The sequence below is a fragment of the Spirosoma arboris genome (assembly GCF_009754945.1).
Taxonomy (GTDB): Bacteria; Bacteroidota; Bacteroidia; order Cytophagales; family Spirosomataceae; genus Spirosoma; species Spirosoma arboris.
The window spans coordinates 755702-778254 of sequence record NZ_WPIN01000001.1; the positions used below are offsets into that span (position 1 = coordinate 755702).

Annotated in this window: 17 protein-coding genes; 5 read left to right on the top strand and 12 right to left on the bottom strand. The window is 46.5% G+C overall.

Features of this window, described 5'->3' with window-relative positions:
• Positions 1-175 precede the first annotated feature (175 nt).
• Positions 176-853 (top strand): outer membrane beta-barrel protein, encoded by a 678-nt coding sequence (locus tag GO755_RS03055; protein ID WP_157583081.1) that lies wholly within the window; start codon positions 176-178, stop codon positions 851-853.
• Between the two features lie 90 nt (positions 854-943).
• Here the strand turns inward: GO755_RS03055 and GO755_RS03060 are convergent, their stop codons facing one another.
• The 10 genes from GO755_RS03060 to GO755_RS03105 all read right to left on the bottom strand — a co-directional run bounded on the left by GO755_RS03060 (position 944) and on the right by GO755_RS03105 (position 14560).
• On the bottom strand, positions 944-1645 hold the full coding sequence (locus GO755_RS03060) for a DsbA family oxidoreductase (protein ID WP_157583082.1): 702 nt from the start codon (positions 1643-1645) through the stop codon (positions 944-946).
• A 17-nt stretch (positions 1646-1662) separates the two neighbouring features.
• The gene (locus tag GO755_RS03065; protein ID WP_157583083.1) at positions 1663-2196 is read right to left on the bottom strand and encodes a YceI family protein; all 534 of its coding nucleotides are present in this window, start codon (positions 2194-2196) and stop codon (positions 1663-1665) included.
• Between the two features lie 97 nt (positions 2197-2293).
• Positions 2294-2896, bottom strand: coding sequence for a TetR/AcrR family transcriptional regulator (locus GO755_RS03070; protein ID WP_157583084.1), 603 nt, complete (start codon positions 2894-2896; stop codon positions 2294-2296).
• A gap of 166 nt (positions 2897-3062) precedes the next feature.
• A complete protein-coding gene (locus GO755_RS03075) occupies positions 3063-4481 on the bottom strand; it encodes a hypothetical protein (RefSeq protein ID WP_157583085.1) in 1419 nt (472 codons plus the stop codon).
• A complete protein-coding gene (locus GO755_RS03080) occupies positions 4478-5812 on the bottom strand; it encodes a hypothetical protein (protein WP_198174736.1) in 1335 nt (444 codons plus the stop codon). The genes GO755_RS03075 and GO755_RS03080 overlap by 4 nt, the downstream gene beginning before the upstream one ends.
• The gene (locus tag GO755_RS03085) at positions 5809-7305 is read right to left on the bottom strand and encodes a RagB/SusD family nutrient uptake outer membrane protein (protein WP_157583086.1); all 1497 of its coding nucleotides are present in this window, start codon (positions 7303-7305) and stop codon (positions 5809-5811) included. Before GO755_RS03085 ends, GO755_RS03080 begins: the two co-directional genes overlap by 4 nt.
• A gap of 18 nt (positions 7306-7323) precedes the next feature.
• The gene (locus GO755_RS03090) at positions 7324-10689 is read right to left on the bottom strand and encodes a TonB-dependent receptor (RefSeq protein ID WP_157583087.1); all 3366 of its coding nucleotides are present in this window, start codon (positions 10687-10689) and stop codon (positions 7324-7326) included.
• Positions 10690-10913: 224 nt separating this feature from the next.
• Entirely contained in the window at positions 10914-12035 is a 1122-nt protein-coding gene (locus GO755_RS03095) for a FecR family protein (protein WP_157583088.1), read from the bottom strand.
• 123 nt (positions 12036-12158) lie between these two features.
• Positions 12159-12764: an RNA polymerase sigma factor gene (locus GO755_RS03100; protein ID WP_157583089.1), complete on the bottom strand. Its 606-nt coding sequence runs from the start codon at positions 12762-12764 to the stop codon at positions 12159-12161.
• Between the two features lie 173 nt (positions 12765-12937).
• Positions 12938-14560 carry a GH35 family beta-galactosidase gene (locus tag GO755_RS03105; RefSeq protein ID WP_157583090.1) on the bottom strand — a complete coding sequence of 541 codons (1623 nt, stop codon included), beginning with the start codon at positions 14558-14560 and terminating at the stop codon, positions 12938-12940.
• Positions 14561-15018: 458 nt separating this feature from the next.
• Between GO755_RS03105 and GO755_RS03110 the strand changes: the two genes are divergently transcribed.
• From GO755_RS03110 to GO755_RS03125, 4 genes are read left to right on the top strand one after another with little or no spacing between them, the layout of a single operon-like run.
• Positions 15019-16047, top strand: coding sequence for a LacI family DNA-binding transcriptional regulator (locus GO755_RS03110; RefSeq protein WP_157583091.1), 1029 nt, complete (start codon positions 15019-15021; stop codon positions 16045-16047).
• Between the two features lie 14 nt (positions 16048-16061).
• Complete coding sequence (locus GO755_RS03115; RefSeq protein ID WP_157583092.1) at positions 16062-18029, top strand: sialate O-acetylesterase; 1968 nt, start codon at positions 16062-16064, stop codon at positions 18027-18029.
• 43 nt (positions 18030-18072) lie between these two features.
• Positions 18073-19434, top strand: coding sequence for a glucuronyl esterase domain-containing protein (locus GO755_RS03120; protein ID WP_157583093.1), 1362 nt, complete (start codon positions 18073-18075; stop codon positions 19432-19434).
• A gap of 9 nt (positions 19435-19443) precedes the next feature.
• Positions 19444-20505 carry a glycoside hydrolase family 43 protein gene (locus tag GO755_RS03125; RefSeq protein WP_157583094.1) on the top strand — a complete coding sequence of 354 codons (1062 nt, stop codon included), beginning with the start codon at positions 19444-19446 and terminating at the stop codon, positions 20503-20505.
• An 87-nt stretch (positions 20506-20592) separates the two neighbouring features.
• On the opposite strand, the gene GO755_RS03130 is transcribed toward GO755_RS03125, so the two are convergent.
• Both GO755_RS03130 and GO755_RS03135 read right to left on the bottom strand, forming a co-directional pair.
• Positions 20593-21387, bottom strand: coding sequence for a helix-turn-helix domain-containing protein (locus tag GO755_RS03130; RefSeq protein WP_157583095.1), 795 nt, complete (start codon positions 21385-21387; stop codon positions 20593-20595).
• A complete protein-coding gene (locus GO755_RS03135) occupies positions 21384-22421 on the bottom strand; it encodes an SDR family oxidoreductase (RefSeq protein WP_157583096.1) in 1038 nt (345 codons plus the stop codon). Before GO755_RS03135 ends, GO755_RS03130 begins: the two co-directional genes overlap by 4 nt.
• Positions 22422-22553: the final 132 nt, after the last annotated feature.

The following is a 22553-nucleotide window of genomic DNA, read 5'->3' on the forward strand; positions in this document are numbered from 1 at the left end:
TTGTTAATAGTATGTTAACGAGCCGATAATAAAATGTAGTTAGCAAAACAGAATACAACAGTTTTGCACTACATTAGTTACCTTAAACGTTGATTGGCGGGTGGTAAATTAGCCCGTGTTTGAGTTACCCGAAAAGCATCCTATCCTAAACTTTTGAATCGAAACCCTCAACCGTATGAAAGCAACATCTCGCTTTATTATCGTCTGGCTAAGTATTTTGAGCGGGCTAAGCCCCGTTTTCGGACAAAGTAGATTCTCTTTGGCGGTAAGTTTAGGGTATGCATATGGTCACAGTGATTCTAAACAGATTGCACCAATTCCTGACCCAATCGCTCAGTTACCCACAACGGAAATTATTACTTCTTCGCACAGTTCCGGGTATAGTTTTGGTTTATTGGCACGGTATGCGTTCTCTCCTAAATGGTCTGTAAATGCAGGTATTTCGGCGGGTCAGGCTCTGTCTGTAAAAGGTTATCTGTCTGAGAATGGGAATAAGATTCCGGTTAATTATACGAACACACATCGCGATGAATTTGCGTATAGCGTGCCTTTACAGATCAATTATCAATCATCGACTAAGCGGCTTTCTCCCTATTTTTCAGTAGGAGCATCGCTGGGATTTCGCACAAAAAGTTATGTTGATTTGGGAAATGGTCAGGAGGTAGCTGTGAAATTCGGGAAGCCCGTGATCATTACGCCGGGAGTGGGAATAGGCGTCATTTATCGCCTGAGTGAACATTGCTCGTTAATTGCTCAACCTGGGTTTAGTTACAATGTACAAGCTCACCCAAATTATGAGTATTATCATGCGTATTCTGTGGGCTTGAATACGCAGCTAATGTATACTTTCTGAATAAAAGCTTCTAAATCATAAAGCCCAGTGGCAGACAAATAGTCTGCCACTGGGCTTCTTCAATAAAATTATTGGTTACCGGCAAAAGGATTAACAGATTTCGCCGGGGGTACAAGTGGGCCCATCGGCTGCCTGAACAGCTACAGGATTGGCTTTTTCCCAGTCTGTCCAGGCTGTGTTAAGAGCCCCCAGAAATGTCTCGGGTTGTTGAGCGCCAGACACAGCGTACCGACGATCCAATACAAAGAAGGGGACACCTCGTGCACCTACCTGCTGCGCTTCATAAATATCCCGGCTAACAGCCTCTGCTAACTGATTGCTTTCTAGCAGTTGTTCAACATCGGCGGGAGCAAGGCCAATTTCAGTACCTAATTCAAGGAGCGTAGCATGATCGGAAGTGTCGCGGCCTTCGGTGAAATAAGCCCGGAACAGCCGTTCTTCAGCGGCATCACCCAAACCATGTTGTTTGGCCAGCTGGATAAGCCGATGTGCATCCCACGAGTTCGCTACAACTGCTTTATCGAAGTCGTAGGACAAACCGACTTCGCGGGCCATTGCTGTGACACGGTCATTCATACGTTTGGCTTCGTCGAGGCTCCATCCTTTAATGTCAGCCAAATATTGATTGATGTTTTTACCCGGTTCAGTTTTCATATCCGGATTGAGCTGAAAGCTTTTCCAGACAACATTTACCTGATCTTTGTGCGAAAATTGACTCAATGCATTTTCAAACTTCCGTTTGCCGATGTAGCAAAAGGGGCACATGACATCACTCCAGATTTCTACGTCCATCGTTGTTAGTCGTTAGGTTAGGCAGCCTGAGCCAACTGAATATTGGCAATCAATTTAATGTCTTCGCCAAGGGCTAGTCCGCCAGTTTCGGTGAGGGCATTGTGGGTCAGACCGAATTCTTTACGGTTAATTTTACCAGTAACTTCAAATCCAAGCTTTTGGTTGCCATAAGCATCCTTAGCAGTTCCGCCGTATTCAGCCTTGAGTGTCACGGCTTTCGTAATGCCTTTCATTGTTAAATCACCCGTTAAGGCGTATTCATCATCATCTACTTTCTTGAAGGATGTCGATTTGAAGGCAATTTTTGGATACGTATCCGCGTCGAAAAAGTCAGCTGATTTCAGGTGATTATCCCGCATCTCCTGATTGGTATCCACGCTGGCTACGTCCAGAGAAAAGTGAACCTCAGCATCATCGAAATCGTCTTGTTCGGTAGTCGCACCACCTTCGAAATTCCGGAATGTGCCGGTTACTGTAGAAATAACGAGGTGTTTTACTTTGAACTGAACTTCGGAGTGCATTGGGTCTACGACCCATTTTGTGGTTGCCATACTTGTGAGTAACTAATTTAGGTTATTTGACTTGTTTAATTGATTGTTATCTTACAGTGATATAAATCCTAACACTGTTAATAATAAGGTAAAAAAATTAGCCGTTTAAGGCTTTAATAAATCCACCAATAGCATCTTGCAGGACAAGTTGACTCCATGGATTAGCGCTTGTATTCCGGTCGATCATTTGAATGGATACCAATCCGTGCAGGATAGACCAGTACGTATGGAATTTCAGAAATGCATCGACCTGAGGTTGTTTGCTGGTACTGATTGCTTCCTGAATGACCGAAATAAGTACGTCCGAAAAATGCTTCATTTCGGCAACCTGATTGACCTGCTCACAGGGCGGAATCCCCAATCCGAACATGAGCTGGTAATACTCCTTATGATCGAAAGCAAAATTCCAGTACCCTTTGGCGATTGCTTCTAATTGCTGGCTGGCTTCGGGCTGACTGTCTCGCTGGCGGATTACTTCTTCGGCCAACAATCGGAATCCTTCCCGGGTAAATTCCTGTAGAATAGCGTCCTTATTTTCAAAGTGACTATAAATCACGGGGACACTATATTCAATGGCATCGGCAATTTTGCGGATAGACAGTGCCTGCCAGCCTTCCTCCAGAACCAGCTGCCAGGCTGCCTGTAAGATGCTGGTTTTCACTTCTACTTTCTGGCGTTGCCTACGCTCAAGAATTCCCATTTTGGATGTTGTTAGGATCTATAACAGTGTTAACTATTCTACCGCTATGAAAGTTCATGATTGGCCGGGGAGTTGATCAATTCATTAGCGATATCTAATAGCAGTAAGCTGTTAACCTGACCTTTAGGGGACGGAATTATACAGTCAGTTCGCCAGATAACTTACTTTAAAATAGCCTATTCAATCTGGCCTCATAATAAGCCGGGAGTACGACAAAAAAACGAGATGTGTATAGTTGTTGCCAGTTATAGTGCATCAAGGCGTTTTTGAGAACTACTTCATGCTGCTTGATTAATAGTTTGTTTCCCGAAAGCAGTACTACCCAGCAGGCCCATAGGGGCTCGCGCATGTGTTTGTCTTCATAAACACGGGCTGGCGATAGTTTAGACCATTCCCGTCCCTGTTGAAGAGCTAAGGCAAGTGTTGTGGCAATGTCGGGCTGTGGTTTCCATAAGCTATCCAAAAGCCGCCAGTTTTCATTAAAGCTCAACCCATGGTTGTTGTCGAAGTTTTTATATCGTAACAAATGCAAAGCTGCTTTTTCGGCAGTCAGATTCAAGCCCTGCCGAAACTTTTCGCGAATGCCGGGAGTCTGTTCCAGTTCGACCAATGCTTTTAAGTTAGCCTGGGAAATGCCCGTAATCCAGAATTCATTCTCCGTTTTATTTCCTTTTTCGGGATTGGCCGTTTCGTAGAGGATACCCTGCGAACATAACTCCAGACGAGTAAGGGAATCGCCTTCGGGAATTTCATTCAATCGTTGATGATAACCGTCCATCCACTTTTTACGCTGAGTGACATCATACAATGCTCGGTAGATAAACACTAATCGAACTGAAATCCGGCAACCTTTATCGGTTAGGTTTCCCCGATAACCGTACCCTTGCTGATCGCAGGGGAGCTGCCAGTTCGTTTTTTCCAGCGCATTCCCCACGGTTTCCATCAGCTTAATTAGCTTTTCTTGTTCGGTCCGATCAGGAATACCACTTTTAATGTATCGCCACATGCCGTAAAACCAGGGACCGGTCTGGTCGTCGGAACCCGCTACATGATGACTTTTTCCATCGGAAGCGACATCCCGCGAAACAAATCCAGGTACACTTCCGACTGTGGCTAACCGGATCAATCCATCGGCTACTTTCCGGGCTTCGCGTGCGTCAGCTTCCTTTTTACTAATCTTCCAGCGATTGCATAGCCCATCAAGGTAAATGCCATTGAAAAAGGCACCGTTTTCAATGGGCGACCACCAGGCCAATCCGTTGGGTTTGTTGGTTTTACATTCATCGGGTGTGGGCAGGAAGTTATTCCCATCTCGACCAGCATAATCATACAGAATACTGTATTGCGGGCTAATGAAACGTCGATTTATTTCCAGACGCGCTTGCTCAATCTGCTGATCAAGCGCGTGATCGAAAGGTTTGGGTGGCTGTGCACTCACTGCATTAAGAAGAAAAAAGCTGATTCCCAAAACCAGGGAATGAATGACTTTTACCATTAAATGCCCTAAAGTGGGCTTTGTTGGCAAAGGAAAGAAGTCCACTTTAGAGGATTTAAGGGTCGAGCGAGCTGAAAAATAAATATTCATCGTATTTTTTTTGCATTTTTCTGAAGACGAAACCATACAGTTTCTGCTGGGAAAAACTGAGAGTAAGCCAAGCGGTCATACTGAAAATGGGCTATTGCCCCCAGCATCTCGGTTCGATACGGATCAATAAGAGTCGTATCAGGAGCCAGCGTCACAATCCAGGCCATCCACAAAGGTTCGCGGACAAGCCCAAGTTCCTGATTACGACGTGGAGATAGCTTGACCAATTCGATAAGTTGTGTGGCTGATACATCCAGCGCATCCTGTTCACTATGCTGCGGTTTCCACCACTGATTTAGCGTGCGCCAGTTGTGCAGAAAAGGCTTCCGGTCGTTGTTATCGAACAAATGCCAACGGGCTACGTCAACGACTGCACTACGAGCACTGGCGTTTAGACCCTGCTCATAGGCGGCACGCAGGGCAGGATCGGTTTCCATTTCCCACAACGCTCGCACATCGACCGTACTTGTTACACCTGTCCAGCGAAATTGCTTTGGAATATCGAATAGCATTCCATCGGCGCATATCTGAAGACGGCTGCGTTGGGGAGCGCCCCCCGTCTCGTAGGCGGCTTCCCGATAGAGCTTATCCCACTTGGCATCGTTGGTTAATTGATGCATGGCTTTGAGGATAAACAGTAAGCGGGGTGCTCCTTCCCAACTAAACGTAGCGAATGTATTCCTATAACGTGCTGGTGAATAAGTCGTTGTTGGTAATCGCCAGCCTGTCGATTGGAGCGCGTTGGCTACCTCAATCATTTTGGCGATGATCTTCCTGCGTTCTTCCGGTTCAGGCAAGCCGGAATACAGGTAACGCCATAACCCATAAAACCAGGGTGAAGTCTGGTCATTCGACCCCATTGACGGGGGCGTTTTGCCATCGGTAGCCACACCTCGCCCGATGAAGCCGGGTGTGTCGCCAACGGAGGCCAGTAGCAGTAACCCCTGAGCTAGTTTTCGGGCCTTGATTCGGTCGGTTTCCTGATGACGGTGCAGCCACCGCTGACAAATGCCGTCCAGATATAGCCCATTAAACATGGAACCATTCTCGGTGGGTGTCCACCAACCCAGTGCATTAGGCTTGTTCTCGCGAAACTCGTCGGCAGTAGGCCGAGCAAACGTTCCGGCAGAATCCGCAAAATCGATCAGGATGTTGTGTTCATCAACAAATCGACGCCAGATTTCCTGGTGCGCTTTTTCCATATTCAGGCTATCGTTGGTTCCTGAATGAGGGGGGCATTCGGGAGCCAACGATAGTTTCTGAAAGGAACAAAGGCCAAGAAATACCAGCAACATAAGGGTCATTCCCCGTTTTGGCTGGCACTGTCTCATTTCCAGTCCGGGTTTTGTTCGAGCTTGGGATTCGCCCTGATTTCATCCAGCGGGATAGGGTAATAGCGATGTTTGGCCTGGGGCGTTCGCACAGGGTAGACTTCATTAACGGCTTTCGGAATGACTGTCAGGAATGTATTCGTTCGGGTGAGATCGAACCAGCGATCACCTTCGGCAAAAAGCTCCCAACTCCGTTCCTGCAAAACCGCACTGATGAAGTCATCTTTGCTCAATCCTGTGCCAAGATTGGCTAGTCCCGCCCGACTCCGAATGGCATTGATATACTGATAGGCCGTCGCCGTCGGGCCGTTCAAACGAGCCTCGGCTTCAGCAGCAATCAGGTAAATATCGGCCAGCCGGAGCATCGGTACGTTGTTGCGTCCTTTCGCTCCAACGGAGTTTTTATCCATGTATTTCTTAATCAATACACCCTTTACAGTATACGGTGTGATGTCCTTTTGTAGAACCACTTTTCCCGCTACGCTGATATAGGTAGTATCCATTAACTGTCTTCGTTTATCCATCGGATTGAATGAATCGAAAAAGGCCTGAAATGCGAAAATGGAGCCAAATGTCATATTGCCGTAATCCCGGCTGGCACTATTAGCGGGTCCGCAGAAACCCATCAATGTTGTCCCACGTGCTTTTGTGCTGTAATCTCCCTCGAAGGCAAACATGTTCTCCTGCCGGGCCAAATCCTCTTTTTCTACGTCAAACACATCAACTACATTGGCCATCAATGTATATTTCCCGGAGTTGATAACCTCAATGGCCTTCGCTTTGGCAGTTGTCCAGTCTTCGGCATATAACGCAGCTTTTGCATAAAGTCCAATGGCTACTTCTTTCGATGAGCGCCCTTTGATCGTTGAGGCCGAATACGAAGGCAGTTTGGTAATGGCATCGTCCAAATCCTTAAAAATCTGTTTGTATACGTCGGCTTTGGGGCTTTTGGCAACCAGCGCGTCCGATTCGCTTTTACTGGGCGACAACCGAATGACGACATCCCCGAAACTTTTCGTCAGCGTAAAGTGATACAGTGACCGCAGAAACAGCGCTTCACCCACAATGGCGTTCCGGCGGTTCACTTCCATCGTAATCGAGGGTACTTTTTCAATGACCCAATTGGCGTTTTCAATGCCTTTGTAGCAGAATTGCCATAATCCATAAGGACTCTCGGCTGTTCGGCCAAAACTTTTCGGGCCTGAATAATCGGTATCGTAACTATATAAGGCAAAAACGTTCCGGCCAACAACGGGTTTAACCCAGAGTTGGTCGCCGGCAAAATCGGATGCAAAGACCATCGGAGCCTGATCGAACAGGTCATTGATCGAACCATAGGCTGCCGTTAGAGCTGCTTCGGCATCCTGTGCGCTTTGATAAAAATTGGTCGTGATTACAGATGAATACACGTCCTCGTCTAATTTCTGACAGGCACTGCAACAGAATAGCATAGTCAGAGCCACCAGGATGGATTTCAAAAAATATCGGTTCATAAAAGGTAGGGTTTAAGATCAGAAAGTACATTGAAGACCAACCACATATGATTTGGCCGCGGGGTAGGTACCGTTGTCATAGAACAGCGCATTCGAGCTTCCGTAATTGTTGGACTCTGGGTCCCAACCCTGGTATTTAGTAATGGTAAACAGGTTATTACCACTTATGTAGGCCCGAATACCCTTGCTGAATTTGACTTTTGGGAAATTGTAGGCCAGCGTTAAATTTTTAACCCGGATATAGGAATTGTCTTCGACCCACCGATCACCAACGGGTAGGTTCGTGCCTTGGGCGGGTTTGACATATTCATTATTGGGATTGGTTGCCGACCAGCGATTAGCCGTTCCTTCCAACAGATTGACTTGCCCCGAAGGCGTCTCGAATGTAAAGCGAAAGCCATTGAACAATCGACTGCCCTGCACTCCCTGAAGAAATCCACTCAACTCGAAATTTTTGTATTTGACCGAACTGGAAAATCCGAAAAAGTACTTGGGCTGTGCATTGCCAACAATAACCTGGTCGTCGGTACTGATTTTACCGTCGCCATTGACATCCTTGATTTTAAATCCGCCCGTTCGAGCGTCATAACCGGGCAGAAATGCTTCGCCCGTCTGGTTAATGCCATCCAGAATGTAAGTGCGGTAAATACCCAGCGGGTACCCAACTTTTAACAGCGAATAGCTCGACAGGGCCAGTTCATTCTGAATGCCATCCAGCGCCAATACCTTGTTGCGGTTAAAGGTAATATTGCCCGATGCTTCCCATTTGACGGCTCCGGTTAAAATCTTGCCACTAAGGCCCAGCTCAATCCCCTTGTTCTCGATAGAACCGTAATTCCCTGTTATTGTCGTATAGCCCGACGACATCGGTACGGCTTTGGTGAAGAGTAAATTATCGGTGCGTTTGTGGTAATAATCGGCTACTACCGTCAATCGATTACTAAATAGAGCCAGATCGATTCCGATGTCAAGCTGCGTGGCCTGCTCCCACTTTAAGTCGGGGTTGGCAATGCCACTCGGGTTGATACCCGTCAATACTGTATTATTGAAATTGTAATTATACCCTTGCCCACTCACGGTAGCCAGCGACTGATAGGGTCCAATGGCCCCCGCATTCCCGGTTATCCCATAACTGGCTCGTAATTTCAAATCAGTAATGAATTTTACGGGTTTCATAAAATCCTCTTCGATAATCCGCCAGGCTCCCGATATGGCCGGAAAAAATCCGTATTTGTTATTCGCTCCGAACTTGCTTGAGCCATCGACCCGAGCTGTCAGATCCAGAAAATAGCGCTCTTTATAGCCGTACCCAACCCGGCCCAGATACGAAACCAGGCTGCTTTTATTTCGTAAACTTGACAAGGCATAGACGGTGGCATTGGACGTTGACCAGTTTTCGGTAAAATCGTTGCCAAACCCGGATGCCGTCTGGTTATTGTTCTGAAGCACCTCCGACTGAGTTCCATACACCACTGTAACATTCACCGCATGATGCTGACTGAATACATTTTTGTAGGTCAGAATGCTTTCATGCAGCAGCGTTCTCAGGTACGAACTATTATTACTGGCACTTCCATTAACAGCCCCGGAATTATTGAGCGAAATTGAATCGACAATCGATCGGGGTGAATAAAGCTCCTGTAAACTGGATGTCAGGTCTACGTTGAAGCTGCCCCGATAGGTTAATCCTTTGGCCAGATTTACTTCGAGATAGAGGTTACCCAGAAGTCGGTTACTGTTAGTATAATTTTTTTTTGCCAGTTCACCCATTGGATTGATCGTTTCCCGGTATCGCCCATTAAACTGATCAGCAAAGGAATACACACTACCATCGGGACGAAACGGGAGCAGGGTAGGAGGAGCTGCCACCGCTCGGCCCAGAATTCCTTCGCGGGCGCTCGTCACATTTACGCCCGTACCACCTGCATTTAGCCGATCCTCATCCGTGACGGTATAATAGAGGCTGGTACCAACTTTAAACCGTTCACTAATACGATGGTCGATATTAGCCCGAAAAGCATACCGTTTGTAATCGGTGTTTTTAATGATACCATCCTGACTAAAATAGTTGGCACCCATGGCAATTTGAGTTTTGTTATTACCACTGGTGACCGATAGCTGATGATTTTGAATCAGCGCTTTCCGAAAAATTAAATCCACATAATTGGTTCCCTGACCTACACTGCCAGGATTAGGGTAAATAACGGTGGGACTATACGTGTCGTTTTCTAACTGGGCAAACTGCGAAGCATTCAGAATTCCTAACTTCCGTGTGGTTTCCTGCTGACCTACATAAGCATCGTAGGATACATTGGTAGCGCCGTCTTTGCCTCGTTTGGTGGTGATTAATACCACTCCGTTAGCAGCTCTGGCCCCATAAATAGCAGTAGCCGAAGCATCTTTCAATACTTCTACCGATTCAATATCGGATGGATTAATCTGAGAAAGCGGATTGGCTGCATTGACTGCCGACGTTGCTGATATCTGGATACCGTCGATGACATAGAGCGGCTCGGAGGTGCCATTTATGGAGTTAGTACCCCGAATCCGTACGCTGATATTACCACCCGGCGTTCCAGAATTCTGGCGCATGTCTAATCCAGGCACTCGCCCCTGAAGACCCTGAGCCAGATTGGCGACTGGTGTTACTTTCAACTCCTCGGCTTTAATCGACGCAATGGAGCCGGTTAAGGAGCTTTTCGTTCGAGTGCCATAACCGACCACAACGACCTCCCCCAGGGCCTTGTTATCGGGTGCCAATTGTACATCGAGGGTAGCCCGATTCCCAATCGCCACTTCCTGCGGTAAGTAGCCGACGAAGCTGAACACCAGAACAGCCGAGTTATTCGGGACCGCCAGCCGAAAGGTTCCCTTGCTATCGGTGACTGTACCTCGCTGTGTCCCTTTTAGTAATACACTGACACCCGGTAAGGAACTTCCTTTTTCATCAGTTATTGTGCCTGTAATAATCAGATCATCTACCCGAAGTGATTCGGATGGTGCGGGTATTAGCTCGGCCCGTGATGTTTCTTTTCGGAGCACAATATAATTTCCTGAAATCTGGTAGCTGATACTCAGGGGTTTCAGTAGTCGGTCAAGCACTTCTTCAAGTCGGTCGTTTGTGGCTCGAATAGACACTTTATTCTCCGTTTCGATCAGTTGAGGGACATAGGTAAACTTCACCTTAGCGGCTTTCTCAATACGATGAAGCACGGTTTTTAAATCCTTGTTATCGAATTGAACGGAGATCGTACGGTTCAACAGATCCTGCGCCATGCCGTCACGGGCTGCTGTAAAGCCTACCGAGATAATGGCCAGTAGCAACTGCACACAGGTAATTTTCATAAGCGTAAACAGGGTCAAGGAATCCCAGGATTTTTTCATACTTTTAATCAGTTTTTGCTTGATAGATTTGAAAAACGAAGGGCAAAAACATCCCGTACCCGCTATTTCAGGGTTGTCGCAAGGCCAGAAAAGGGAGGGGACGTTACTTAAGGCCGGCTACCGGGTTAATCATGCTTCCAACAGGATTAGCCGGTATCTGGCTCTTTTTTTGGATCAGGGTACGTTTTTTTTCATAAGGGTTGGTTTAGGGTTCACTAGAAAATCTACTTGCGTGGGCAACCTGGTCCTGAAATAATAATTCGGGTATCCCAGACTTCATAGGTAGCGCCAATCGTCTGACAGATAATATCTAACTTCTGGAAAAGAGGTTCATTACTCAATGGTGCTGTTAGATTACAACTACCAAAGGCAGTGCTATCGTATTGGATCGTTACGCCGTAAGCCTGTTCCAGTTTGTGGAACACCTCATGGACTGGTGCATTTTCAAAGACAAAATACTGGCTCGTTTTGGGCTCTTTAAGCAATACCGGTTCTTCAACCAACCGTTTGGTCAATCGTTCACTTGCTACATCGAAGACTGCCTGCTGATTAGGCGTCAGTAGGAACATACCAGGATGCTGTTGCTGGTTTCGCTGCGATTGCTGGAAGGCTTTTAGTGTATAGACCGCTACCTTTCCCGTTCGAACTGCTACCGATACCTGTGCCGTTTTAGGGATAGCTTTAATCGTAAAACTTGTACCCACAACCTGCGTCACTAGCTTATCCGTAAACACGAGAAAAGGTTGTTGTGGATTTTTAGTAACCTCAAAAAAACTTTCCCCTTCTAAATGAATTTCTCGCCTAGCCGGATCGAATGGTTGCGGATAACTTACCCGGCTGCGAGGCTGTAAAACAAGTCGGCTTCCATCGGCTAAGTGAACCGTTAGGGGTTTAGTCGTCTTATTTACTTGTTCAACGAGTCGTTTTTGCGCTTCTGATGACCATTCTATCTGGGCCACTGGCTGATCGGTAGTAACTGGTTTTGTTACGAACCACCACCCAAAACCAAGAATCAGCAGGACAGCAGCTGCAGCCATCCAGGGTTGCCAGAAACCAATTCGGTAAATCCGGGATTCCGTCTCCTGGCCGATTGGTTCAACTTCCTGAAGCTGGCGTTGTATGCCTGCCCACATGCGATCTCCCTGATCCAGGGTAGGGAACACCTGAACATTCTCTACAGCTTTAAGCAAGGCGCTGGCAGATACCACATCCGCTTGTTTTTCGGGGTGGTGTGCCAAAAAATCCGCCCAGAATACATCCGTTTCAACGGTAGGATGTTGAATCCATTGCCGGAAAAAATCGTCCTGGGCCAGTTCCTCAACTGTATAGTTAGGGTAGTTTTCCATAAGGGTTGAGCCCGAAATCTGTGAGCTTGGGTACTTATTTAGACAAGAGAGTAAAATGTCGAAAATGACCCCTCGGTTTTACAGAAATATTTTTCACAGGAAGTGGAGCAAACCGAAATGGCGCTAAGCGAGCAGCCAGAAAAGCAATAAGCCCAGTAAGGGAGCGAGATAAGGTGCCTGTTCACGAAGATTTAGCAGGGCTTTTTGAAGCGTGTTGCGAACTGACTTTTCGGTAATACCCATGATTTGGGCAATTTCGCTGGTTTTAAAATTTTGGTAAAAGCGCAGTGTCACAACTTCCTGCTGGCGCTGTGGTAATTGGGCTAGTGCATAGGTTAAGCGTTGGATAAGCTGCGATTCCTGCTCCTGCCCAATCATCAGTTGTTCTGCCGAATTGTCTACCGAAGTTATATCGACCTGAGCCGAAGGTGTTTCGGACCAATGCTCTTTTTCGCTTAAAAGATGCAGTTTCCGCCGAAGTGACCGAAATAAATAAAATTTGACCGAATTGGCGCTGGAACTCGAATGGCGCATTCGCCACACATCGACAAATAAATCCTGAATGGCGTCCTCAACCAAAGTCGCATTGGCAGCTACTTTATACCCGTAGCTGTATAATGTAGCGTGCAGACGTTGATACAATTCGGCAAAAGCACCCTGATCGTCCTGTTTGAGGGCATCCCAGAGCTGTTCATTCGATAGAGCATCAACATGTAATCGGTTAATCACGACGATGCAGATTAGGGCTGATCAAATTATTATTTTTATAAAGTTACTGCCTATAATGATATTCATGAATTTTATGAAGAAATTCCTTTTTCGAATTGCCGCATAAAAGTTGTGCGGCTCCATAAGTGGTTTCAGGAGTCGCTAAAGTAAACGGTAAAAACTTAAGATAGTCTCTAGAATCGGTATAACGTCAGTTTCTGAATACCATAGTCCCCGACCGGAATGCGAATGTGTCGCCCCTGATGATCCTGATCGCCGTTTAGTCGTCTTCCGGGTTTCCATTTTCCATCTACGTAATGCCCTTCGTCCAGTTGCAAAATGCCTGCGTTCGGCGTTTGGGGCTGATCGGAGAGGCAGGTAATCACAATTCCCGATCCAGCAATTGTGAAATCGTTAGGGCCTGTCTGAATAATCAACCCGCCTGTTGTCGGCCATTCATCCTCTTTTGCTTTCGGCGACCAACCCAGCGTATAATCATGTTTGCAGATAAACGTGTAGCCGCCCAGATGAACGGTATCGATGGCCATCTTTTTGTCGAATAACATGCCATTCATGACGCCTTTGCCCTGATGTGCCAGAATCGTCGGACTAAGTTGGGTTAGTACATGATAACTTTTGGCAATTGGTCCTTCGGCTGGTTTATCCGTCGATTCAATCGAGAAAGGCGAAAACCCCATCGCATCATAATGGCCGATAGCGTAAAAGACTCTGGCAGCATTGGCAGGCTCAAAACGAATTTCTGGAATAAAAAGTGGATTGTCCGGGCGACTATATAAGTCGTTCCAGTAGTTGAAGTCGGGGTTATAAAAGTCGGGCGAGAGGAAATCCAGTGTGGGAGCGCCAACTTTCCAGATGTCGATGATATGCGGCAGTGGGCCACCACTTGGGTAATCACCTGGTTTTACGTTCGGACGATTCAGAGCCGCATTCACAAACATGGGAATAGGATAGATGCCCTTTCCGGCTTCTGTTACCCGATTCGCATACTGAGCCAGATGCCAGGCAATGAAGATTTCATCTGTAGACAGACTCTTTCCGAATACCGCTTCCCAATTGCCACTTGTCTTAGCTCCGTTCGTTTGCCAGGCGCTCCGAACCGCTGGTGCCAATGCCGCTTTATTGGTCTGTAAATGCTGAATGAGTGATTTCGGGACAGGTTGATCAAAAGCCGTATTGGCTAACGCCGAATGGTCCCGGGCTTCGGGCAGCATCCCGATCTCGTTTTCGACCTGAATCATAATAACCGTTTGCTGCCGCTCGTCCGTCTCGCGGATGTGTCGCATCAATGCACTAAACGCTTTTATATCAGCATCCAGACTATTTTTACCAAACGGGGTTAGAATTTCAACGGCCTTCCCAGCCTTCGTCTGAACTCTGGGAAAGCGTTTCGTATCTGTTTTGACCCAGGCCGGTACGTAACAGGACATGCTGTTTTTCCAACTGCCAAACCACAGTAGCACGAGTTTAATCTGGTGCTGGCGGGCGTCTTTGACCAACTCATCGACCAGTGTAAAATCGAACTTGCCTTCCTGCGGCTCTAGTAATTCCCAATAGATGGGGGCCAGTACCGTATTTACGTGCATCTGCTGGAGTTTTGGCCAGATCGGTTTCATATACTCCATGTCTGAAGCACTGGAATTGCCTAACTCACCACCCAGCATCAGAAATGGCTTTCCGGAAACGATCAACTGCGATGTTGATCCTTGCTTTTGCAGGTGAGGCAGATTGATGCTCGATTGTGCAACCGCCGAGATGGCTAAGAAAAGTACACTGAACAGACTATATAGACGAATCATGAATGGAGATATAGGGTTCCTGGGCGTTAGATTTTGGTGGAGCTAAGTAAGCTAAAATCAGTTTTCACGCGAAAGCTGCTCAAAAACAACCCTCCTGCCAACTGGCAGGAGGGTGTAGGCACAAACCTATGATAAACGAAAAGCTGCCAAGGGGTGTAAATACCGCTCCACAAGAATTTCAATATATAAAGTTCTTACTATTAAATTCATAAAGCAATCGGTTGCATAACAAACTTTCCTAAAAATAATTTAATCGGCTATTTTTCATATTATTGCAAAATAGCCGAATTTATATTGATCTCAAGGATAATTAGTCCCTAAAAACAGGACGTAAGCTGATTTAGTATTACTGTTAAAACCTGTAGTTTATGCACCTAATTGCCTGAAATCAACCGATTGCAATAGGGCTAAACTATAAAGTTGTATTTTGCTCATTCACCTAGAGCATACCTTAGATAATGCAGAAGGAAGTCACGATCTATGATATTGCGAAACAGTTGCAGCTTTCTCCGGCAACGGTGAGCCGTGCCCTGAACGATCATCCTGCAATTAATAGCAATACCAAAACGATCATTACCAGTAAGGCGCTGGAGATGGGGTACCGCTCCAACATGTTTGCGAGCAATCTACGGCGGCAACGAACGAATACAATTGGCGTTATTGTCCCCCGCCTGGATAGCGCTTTTATGTCGACGGTGCTGGCAGGTATGGAAAAAGTGGTAAATGAGAGCAATTACAACCTGATTATCAGCCAGTCGCTCGAATCGATAAAAAAAGAAGTGACGAATGCGAAAACCATGTTCGATAGTCGGGTTGATGGCCTGTTGGTGTCGCTGTCGTCTGACACGGAGAACCTTGACCACTTCAATGCGTTTTTCCGAAAAGGCATTCCGCTGATTCTATTTGATCGGGTCGTTCAGCAGAAAAATTGCACCAACATTGTTATCGACAACCTGAAGGCGGGTTATGATGCGACCATCCATTTGATAGAACAGGGCTGTAAGCGGATCATGCACGTTTCGGGTAGCCTGAAACGGAATGTATATGCCGACCGACTTAAGGGATATAGGCTGGCGTTGCTTGAGCATGGACTGCCGGGTGGAGACGAGCTGGAGCGGAGTACAAACCTGACCCGGCAGGACGGTCTCGACATTGCTGCTTATATTAAACGGATGCCCACACCACCCGATGGCCTTTTCGTGTCCAGTGATTTTTGTGCGGTGAGTTGTATGGGTGCTTTAAAACAAAGTGGTTTTTCCATTCCGAACGACATTGCCGTTGTGGGGTTTAATAACGACCCTGTTTCGCTGGTGATCGATCCTACCCTGACAACTATTCACTATCCCGGTCAGGAAATGGGCGAAATCGCTGCACAAAGCTTAATAAACCACCTGAACGGTTTATTGCGACTGAGTGCCACCAATACGATTCTGCTGAATTACGACCTGATTGTCAGAGGTTCTTCTCAACGAGTTAAACTCGCCTGATGTTTCATTTGGCTATGATACCGTACGCTGTATTCCGGTTCCAAATTTTTTACTTAGGACTATTACTCGCCTGCCAAACAGCCTTTGGTCAGGTCAGGCTACCTCGCTTAGTGAGTGATGGTATGGTGCTACAGCGGGATGTGCCCGTGAACCTCTGGGGCTGGGCCAAAGCCGGTGAATCGGTAAGTATTACCTTAAACGGACAAAGCGGTACTACCACAACCGGAGAGGATGGTAAGTGGGCACTCAAATTGCCCGCCATGAAAGCGGGCGGACCTTACCAGATGCAGATTAAAGGCAGTAATCAACTGATCCTGAATGATGTTATGGTTGGCGATGTGTGGCTTTGTTCGGGTCAATCGAATATGGTACTGCCCATGGAACGGGTTAAGGAGCGCTATGCTGACCTAATTGCCCAGGCGAATTATCCGGCCATCCGGCATTTCGTTTTGCCTATGCGCTATACGTTTCAGGGGCCACTAGAGGATACGCCGGCAGGACGCTGGGAATCGGCTAGTCCACAGACGGTGATGCGTTTTTCGGCTGTAGCCTATTTCTTCGCGAAAGACCTGTACGAAAAATACCACGTACCCATTGGATTGATTAATGCCAGTGTGGGCGGAACTCCTGCTGAAGCCTGGCTGAGTAAAGAGGCTCTGAAGGCCTTTCCTGCGCACTTGGCCATAGCCGAGAAAGTAAAAGACAGTACGTATGTAAAGGGAATTCAGCAAAGCGAGCAGTCGGCCATTCGTGCTTGGTATGCGCAGTTGCGACAGCAGGACAAGGGCTGGAAGGGTGAAAAAAACTGGACCAATCCAGCCTACGATGCATCGGCCTGGCCAAGCATGCAACTGCCTGGTTTCTGGGAAGATGCGGGTGCCCCAAAAGGGAATGGCGTTGTCTGGTTTCGGAAAGAAATCGACGTGCCAGCCAGTATGATCAACAAACCCGCTAAGCTATTCATGGGTCGGATTGTCGATGCCGATTCTGTATTCGTCAATGGTGTGTTTGCCGGGACAATAGGCTACCAATATCCACCCCGGCGCTACGACTTGCCTGCCAATCTGCTCAAAGCGGGCAAAAATACGGTGGTGGTACGGGTGATCAATACGAATGGGAAAGGTGGTTTCATTCCCGATAAGCGCTACGAACTAATCGCTGATGGTCAGACTATTGACCTCAAAGGCAATTGGCAGTATCAGGTGGGTGCCATGATGGGTCCGCTACCCGGTACCACGTTTTTTCAGTACAAACCCGGCGGCTTATTCAATGGCATGATTGCTCCACTGGTCAATTACACTATCAAAGGTGCCCTCTGGTATCAGGGAGAAGCCAATGTGAGTAACGCAACCGACTACGCCCAGCTTCTTCCCGCTTTAATTGCCGACTGGCGGCAGAAATGGCATCAGACGGGAGCCGCTCCTAGTGATTTTCCGTTTCTGTATGTTCAGCTGGCCAACTATCTCCCGACTAACGATCAGCCTGCCGAGAGCCAATGGGCAGCATTACGCGAAGCTCAGCTAAAAACGCTCTCGGTTCCGAATACGGCGATGACCGTTAGTATAGACGTGGGTGAATGGAATGATATCCATCCATTGAACAAAGAAACAGTCGGCCAACGACTCGCCCTGGCGGCTGAAAAAGTGGCCTATGGAGAAAAGAATCTCGTGTACTCCGGGCCACTCTATCAATCCATGAAACGGGACGGGAATAAACTTACCCTTACGTTTTCCAATGTCGGTAGCGGCCTGATTGCTAAAGGCGGAGAGGAGCTAAAGCAGTTTGCCATCGCCGGTTCTGATAAACACTTTGTCTGGGCGACGGCCAAACTGAAAGGCAATCAGGTGATTGTCTGGAGCGACCAGATAACTGAACCGATTGTAGTGCGTTACGCCTGGGCCGATAATCCGGAAGGTGCGAATTTGTACAATAAGGAAGGGCTGCCCGCATCGCCCTTTACGACAAGCCCAACCGATTTTTAGACTAAACCCTTACTACTCCCTAAATCATCAACCTTTTCAGCTCATGAAAAAGACAAGTTATCTCCTGATCGTTTACACGTTGATGAGTCTGACGGCCGTCGCTCAGGAACCCGATTCGGCGAGAAAGGCTTTTATGGCCGCTCAGGCGATTATCCAAAAAGAGTCGGCGGCAGACCACGCCCAGATGCTGGAGCAATTGCACATTAGTTCACTGCGACCCGGCCCGTCGGGCAATCCGAGCGCACCCAATGCGGCTAATGTCGATGAATCTCAGGCGACACCTTATACCAGCCTGCCCGATCCTCTCACGCTGAAAAATGGCAAGAAAGTAACTACAACCAAACAGTGGTGGACTGAACGACGGCCTGAAATCGTGGAAGATTTCGACCGGGAAATGTATGGACGCGTTCCGAAGAACATACCGAAAGTAACCTGGAAAATAATCAGCGAAACCAGGGAGATGAATGGCGATTTTCCGGTCATTACCAAGAATCTGGTGGGTCATGTAGATAACTCATCCTATCCGTCGATCAACGTTGATATTGAACTTACGCTTTCAACACCCGCCAACGCAACCAGTGCTGTACCTGTCATGATGAGCTATGGCTTCCGCTTTCCACCCGGTTTTCGAATGCCAGCATCTACAACTGCTACATCGGGCACAGCCACACAAGCGACCAAGCCTGAACCCACCTGGCAGCAGCAACTCCTGGCCAAGGGCTGGGGGTACGCGATCTTATACCCGACGAGCTATCAGGCCGACAATGGCGCTGGTTTGACCAAAGGCATCATTGGTCTGGTCAACAAAGGTCAGCCGCGCAAACCCGACGATTGGGGGGCGTTACGGGCCTGGGCGTGGGGTGCCAGCCGGGCGCTGGATTATTTTGAGACCGACAAAGCAGTCAATGCCAAAAAGGTGGGCATCGAAGGGTTGTCGCGCTACGGGAAAGCTACTATTGTAACGATGGCGTATGAGCCCCGATTCGCCATTGCTTTTGTAGGCTCATCAGGCGAGGGTGGCGTTAAGATTCATCGCCGTAAATTCGGTGAGCAAGTTGAAAACGTTGCTTCCTCGGCCGAATACCATTGGATGGCGGGCAATTTTATTAAGTATGCTGGTCCATTGACTCCCAATGATTTGCCCGTTGATGCGCATGAGTTAGTTGCCCTCTGCGCACCGCGTCCGGTGTTTATCAGTTCAGGTTCGCCTAAAGTAGAAGGCAATTGGGTGGATGCTAAAGGGATGTTTTTGGGAGGTGCGTATGCCGGTCCTGTTTACAAACTCTTAGGTAAAAAAGATCTGGGGACCATGGAGTTTCCGCCCATTGAAACGGCTCTTGTGGATGGTGACATTGCGTTTCGTCAGCACAGTGGTGGGCACACGACAGGTCCGAATTTAAAATAACCTCACCCTATGTTTATCTCGAATAAAGTTAGCCTTGCGGCCATCGCCCTGATTTGTGGTGCCGTTGAAACAGGGATTTGCCAAAATACGACAACTAAACGTGACCCGGCTAATCCTAAGCCGCTGGTTACTGATAGCTACACCGCAGACCCATCTGCCCATGTATTCAATGGAAAGATTTATATCTACCCGTCTCACGACATTGAAGCCAATGTGCCGCAGGATGACGAAGGCGGCCACTTTAACATGCGGGATTACCACGTCTTTTCGATGGATAACATCAACGGAAAAGTAACGGATCATGGTGTCGCGCTGGATATAAAGGATGTTCCCTGGGCAGGTCGGCAGATGTGGGCACCGGATGCCGCTTATAAAAACGGTACGTATTACCTATACTTTCCGGTCAAGGATAAGGAAGATATTTTTCGAATCGGTGTCGCGACCAGCAAATCGCCGACGGGTCCTTTCAAAGCTGAACCCGCTCCCATCCCCGGCAGCTATAGCATCGACCCGGCTGTGTTTACAGATACTGATGGAAAAACGTACATGTATTTCGGTGGTATCTGGGGCGGTCAGCTTCAGCGATGGTATACCGGGACGTATGACAAAAGCTCGAGTACAGATTTGAAAAAAGACAACGAGCCTGCCCTAAGTGCCAAAGTTGCTCGAATGAGCAAGGACATGCTCAAGTTCGATGAGCCGGTTAAAGACGTTCAGATTATTGACAAAGACGGCAAACCACTGCTCGGCGGTGATCATAATCGACGCTTTTTTGAAGGTGCCTGGATGCACAAATACAAAGACAAATACTATTTCTCATACTCGACCGGTGACACGCATTTTCTGGCTTATGCCACCAGCAATTCACCCTACGGCCCCTTCACCTATCAGGGAATTTTTATGAAACCCGTGACAGGTTGGACTACTCACCATTCCATTATTGAATTCAATGGGAAGTGGTATATTTTCTATCACGACGTTGAGCTATCCGGAAAAACCCACCTGCGGAATATTAAAGTGCGTGAGTTAAAACGGAACGCCGATGGATCGATTGAACTGATTACACCGTAATTGTTTCTTTAGTGATACCAATTTGAAACTAGTGTAAGGCGTCGACTCGGAGCAAAGATGGCTGCCATAGCGGTCATCTTTGTTTTATTAATGGCTGGTATTCTTTCGTGCAATTAATTCTGTCGGTGTGTATGAGAACAGTTTTTTGAACGCGAATGAAAAGTGCGACAAGTCCTGAAAGCCTAGATCAAGATAAATTTCAGATGGTTTTTTATTCTTTTTGTTGATCAGTAAATACGCTTCCTGTAAACGTTTTTTTACTAACCATTGATTAGGTGGTTCGTTAAAAATCGCTTTGAAATCTCGTTTGAAAGCAGATAAACTGCGACCTGTCAAATAAGCAAATCGCTGAATACTTACGTTGAATTTGTAATTACGATTCATGAACTCTTCCAGATCTATCTTTTCTGGTATACTGTAGTTGAAAAATATTCCTGCAAGCTCTGGTTGATTTTGTAATAGAATTATCAATAATTCTTCATTTTTAACATCTTCAAAAGCCTGGTCAATTTTTGTTATTTTGTTGTAGTAGGGTTTTAGAGAACGTATAAAATTTGGGATTAATTTGTTCTTATTTATTTTTATGAATGTGTCCGATGACCTAAAGTTTACTGTTTCTATTTTATGCTTTTCTTGAAAACTTTTGAGAAATCTTTCTTCTAAACATACAATAATTGGTTCAAATTCGTCTATTCCTTTTTCAATAGTATATCTTGCCAACCTATTTTTTCGAGCCAGACAATAGTCACCCGCTTTGAACGTATAGTTCTTGTGTCCATCGAAACAACGTATTGCTCCTTTTGCCACACACACAAAAACGTGGTCTGGAATAAATTGCTCTGTTAAGATGTCAACTACGAGTTCTTTGCTTGTGTCTATCATTTTATAATTCCGTATTTACTAATACTTTCCAGGGAGGCAAGTATAGTTTGTTCGATAGTTGCAATTGGCGTCCAGCCTAGTAATTTCCTTGCCTTTGCATTGCTCACATTACGGTTTACTTTTGAAAGCATTGAACCTGCTTTTGCCTGTGCGCTAAATAAGGATGCAAAATTGAGAATCCAATTAGGTAATATTTTGGTAGAAACTTTAGCGGCTGCCTCAGGAAATTTATTTTTTAATAATTGGGCAATTTCGGGCATTGAAATTTGTCCATCTGCCGATGCAATAAAGCGTTGGCCGTTTGCATTAGGATTAGTCATGGCACGAATGTGTAAATCAGCCACATCACGAACATCAACAATATTTAGAGGGATATTCGGTACTACCTTCATGGAGCCATCTAATAAATGGTTAAGAATATCAAAACTTCCCGAAATATGTTTGCTTAATGATGGTCCTAAAATAGCAACAGGGTTGATGGTTGCAAATTCTAGATTTCCGCCTTCTTTCTTAATGAAATCCCATGCTGCACGTTCTGACAATCCTTTTGATTTCTCGTAGGCAGATAGTCCTTTTAAATTCGGATCTGTCCAATCAGCTTCTGTTGTTTCTGTATTTTTATCTGTATGACTAAACCCCAGTGCTCCAAAACTGGATGTCATTACTACACGTTTTATACCTGCACTTTTTGCAAATTTTAAGACTCGAAGTATGCCTTCAATAGCTGGTCGCATAGCTTCGTTTTCATCGTTGGGTATGTCAAAAAATACAGGTGAGGCAACGCTCAAAACATAAGTGCAATCCTTCATTGCTTCGGCCCAGTTGTCATCTTTTGTCAGTTCGGCTTCGACAAATGAAAGATTATCAACTGATGTAATTCCGTTTGCTTTTAGCGTTTCAATTACGCTATCCTTACTTTTTAAGGAGCGAAGCGTGGTTTTTACGCGATATCCTTTTTGCAATAATTGAAGAACGATTTGCAGGCCGACAAAGCCTGTCCCGCCTGTCACTAAAACTGTCTCTATTTTTTCCATTGCCTTTCCGTTTTATGCTGCAAAGTTCAGTATAAAACGGAAAGATATGCTTTGTTGTAAAGGCCAAGTTTATTGTGTTGAGAAGTCCAATAAAAGGAGAATTGTAGTGAGGTTGTTATAATTGATAGCTCT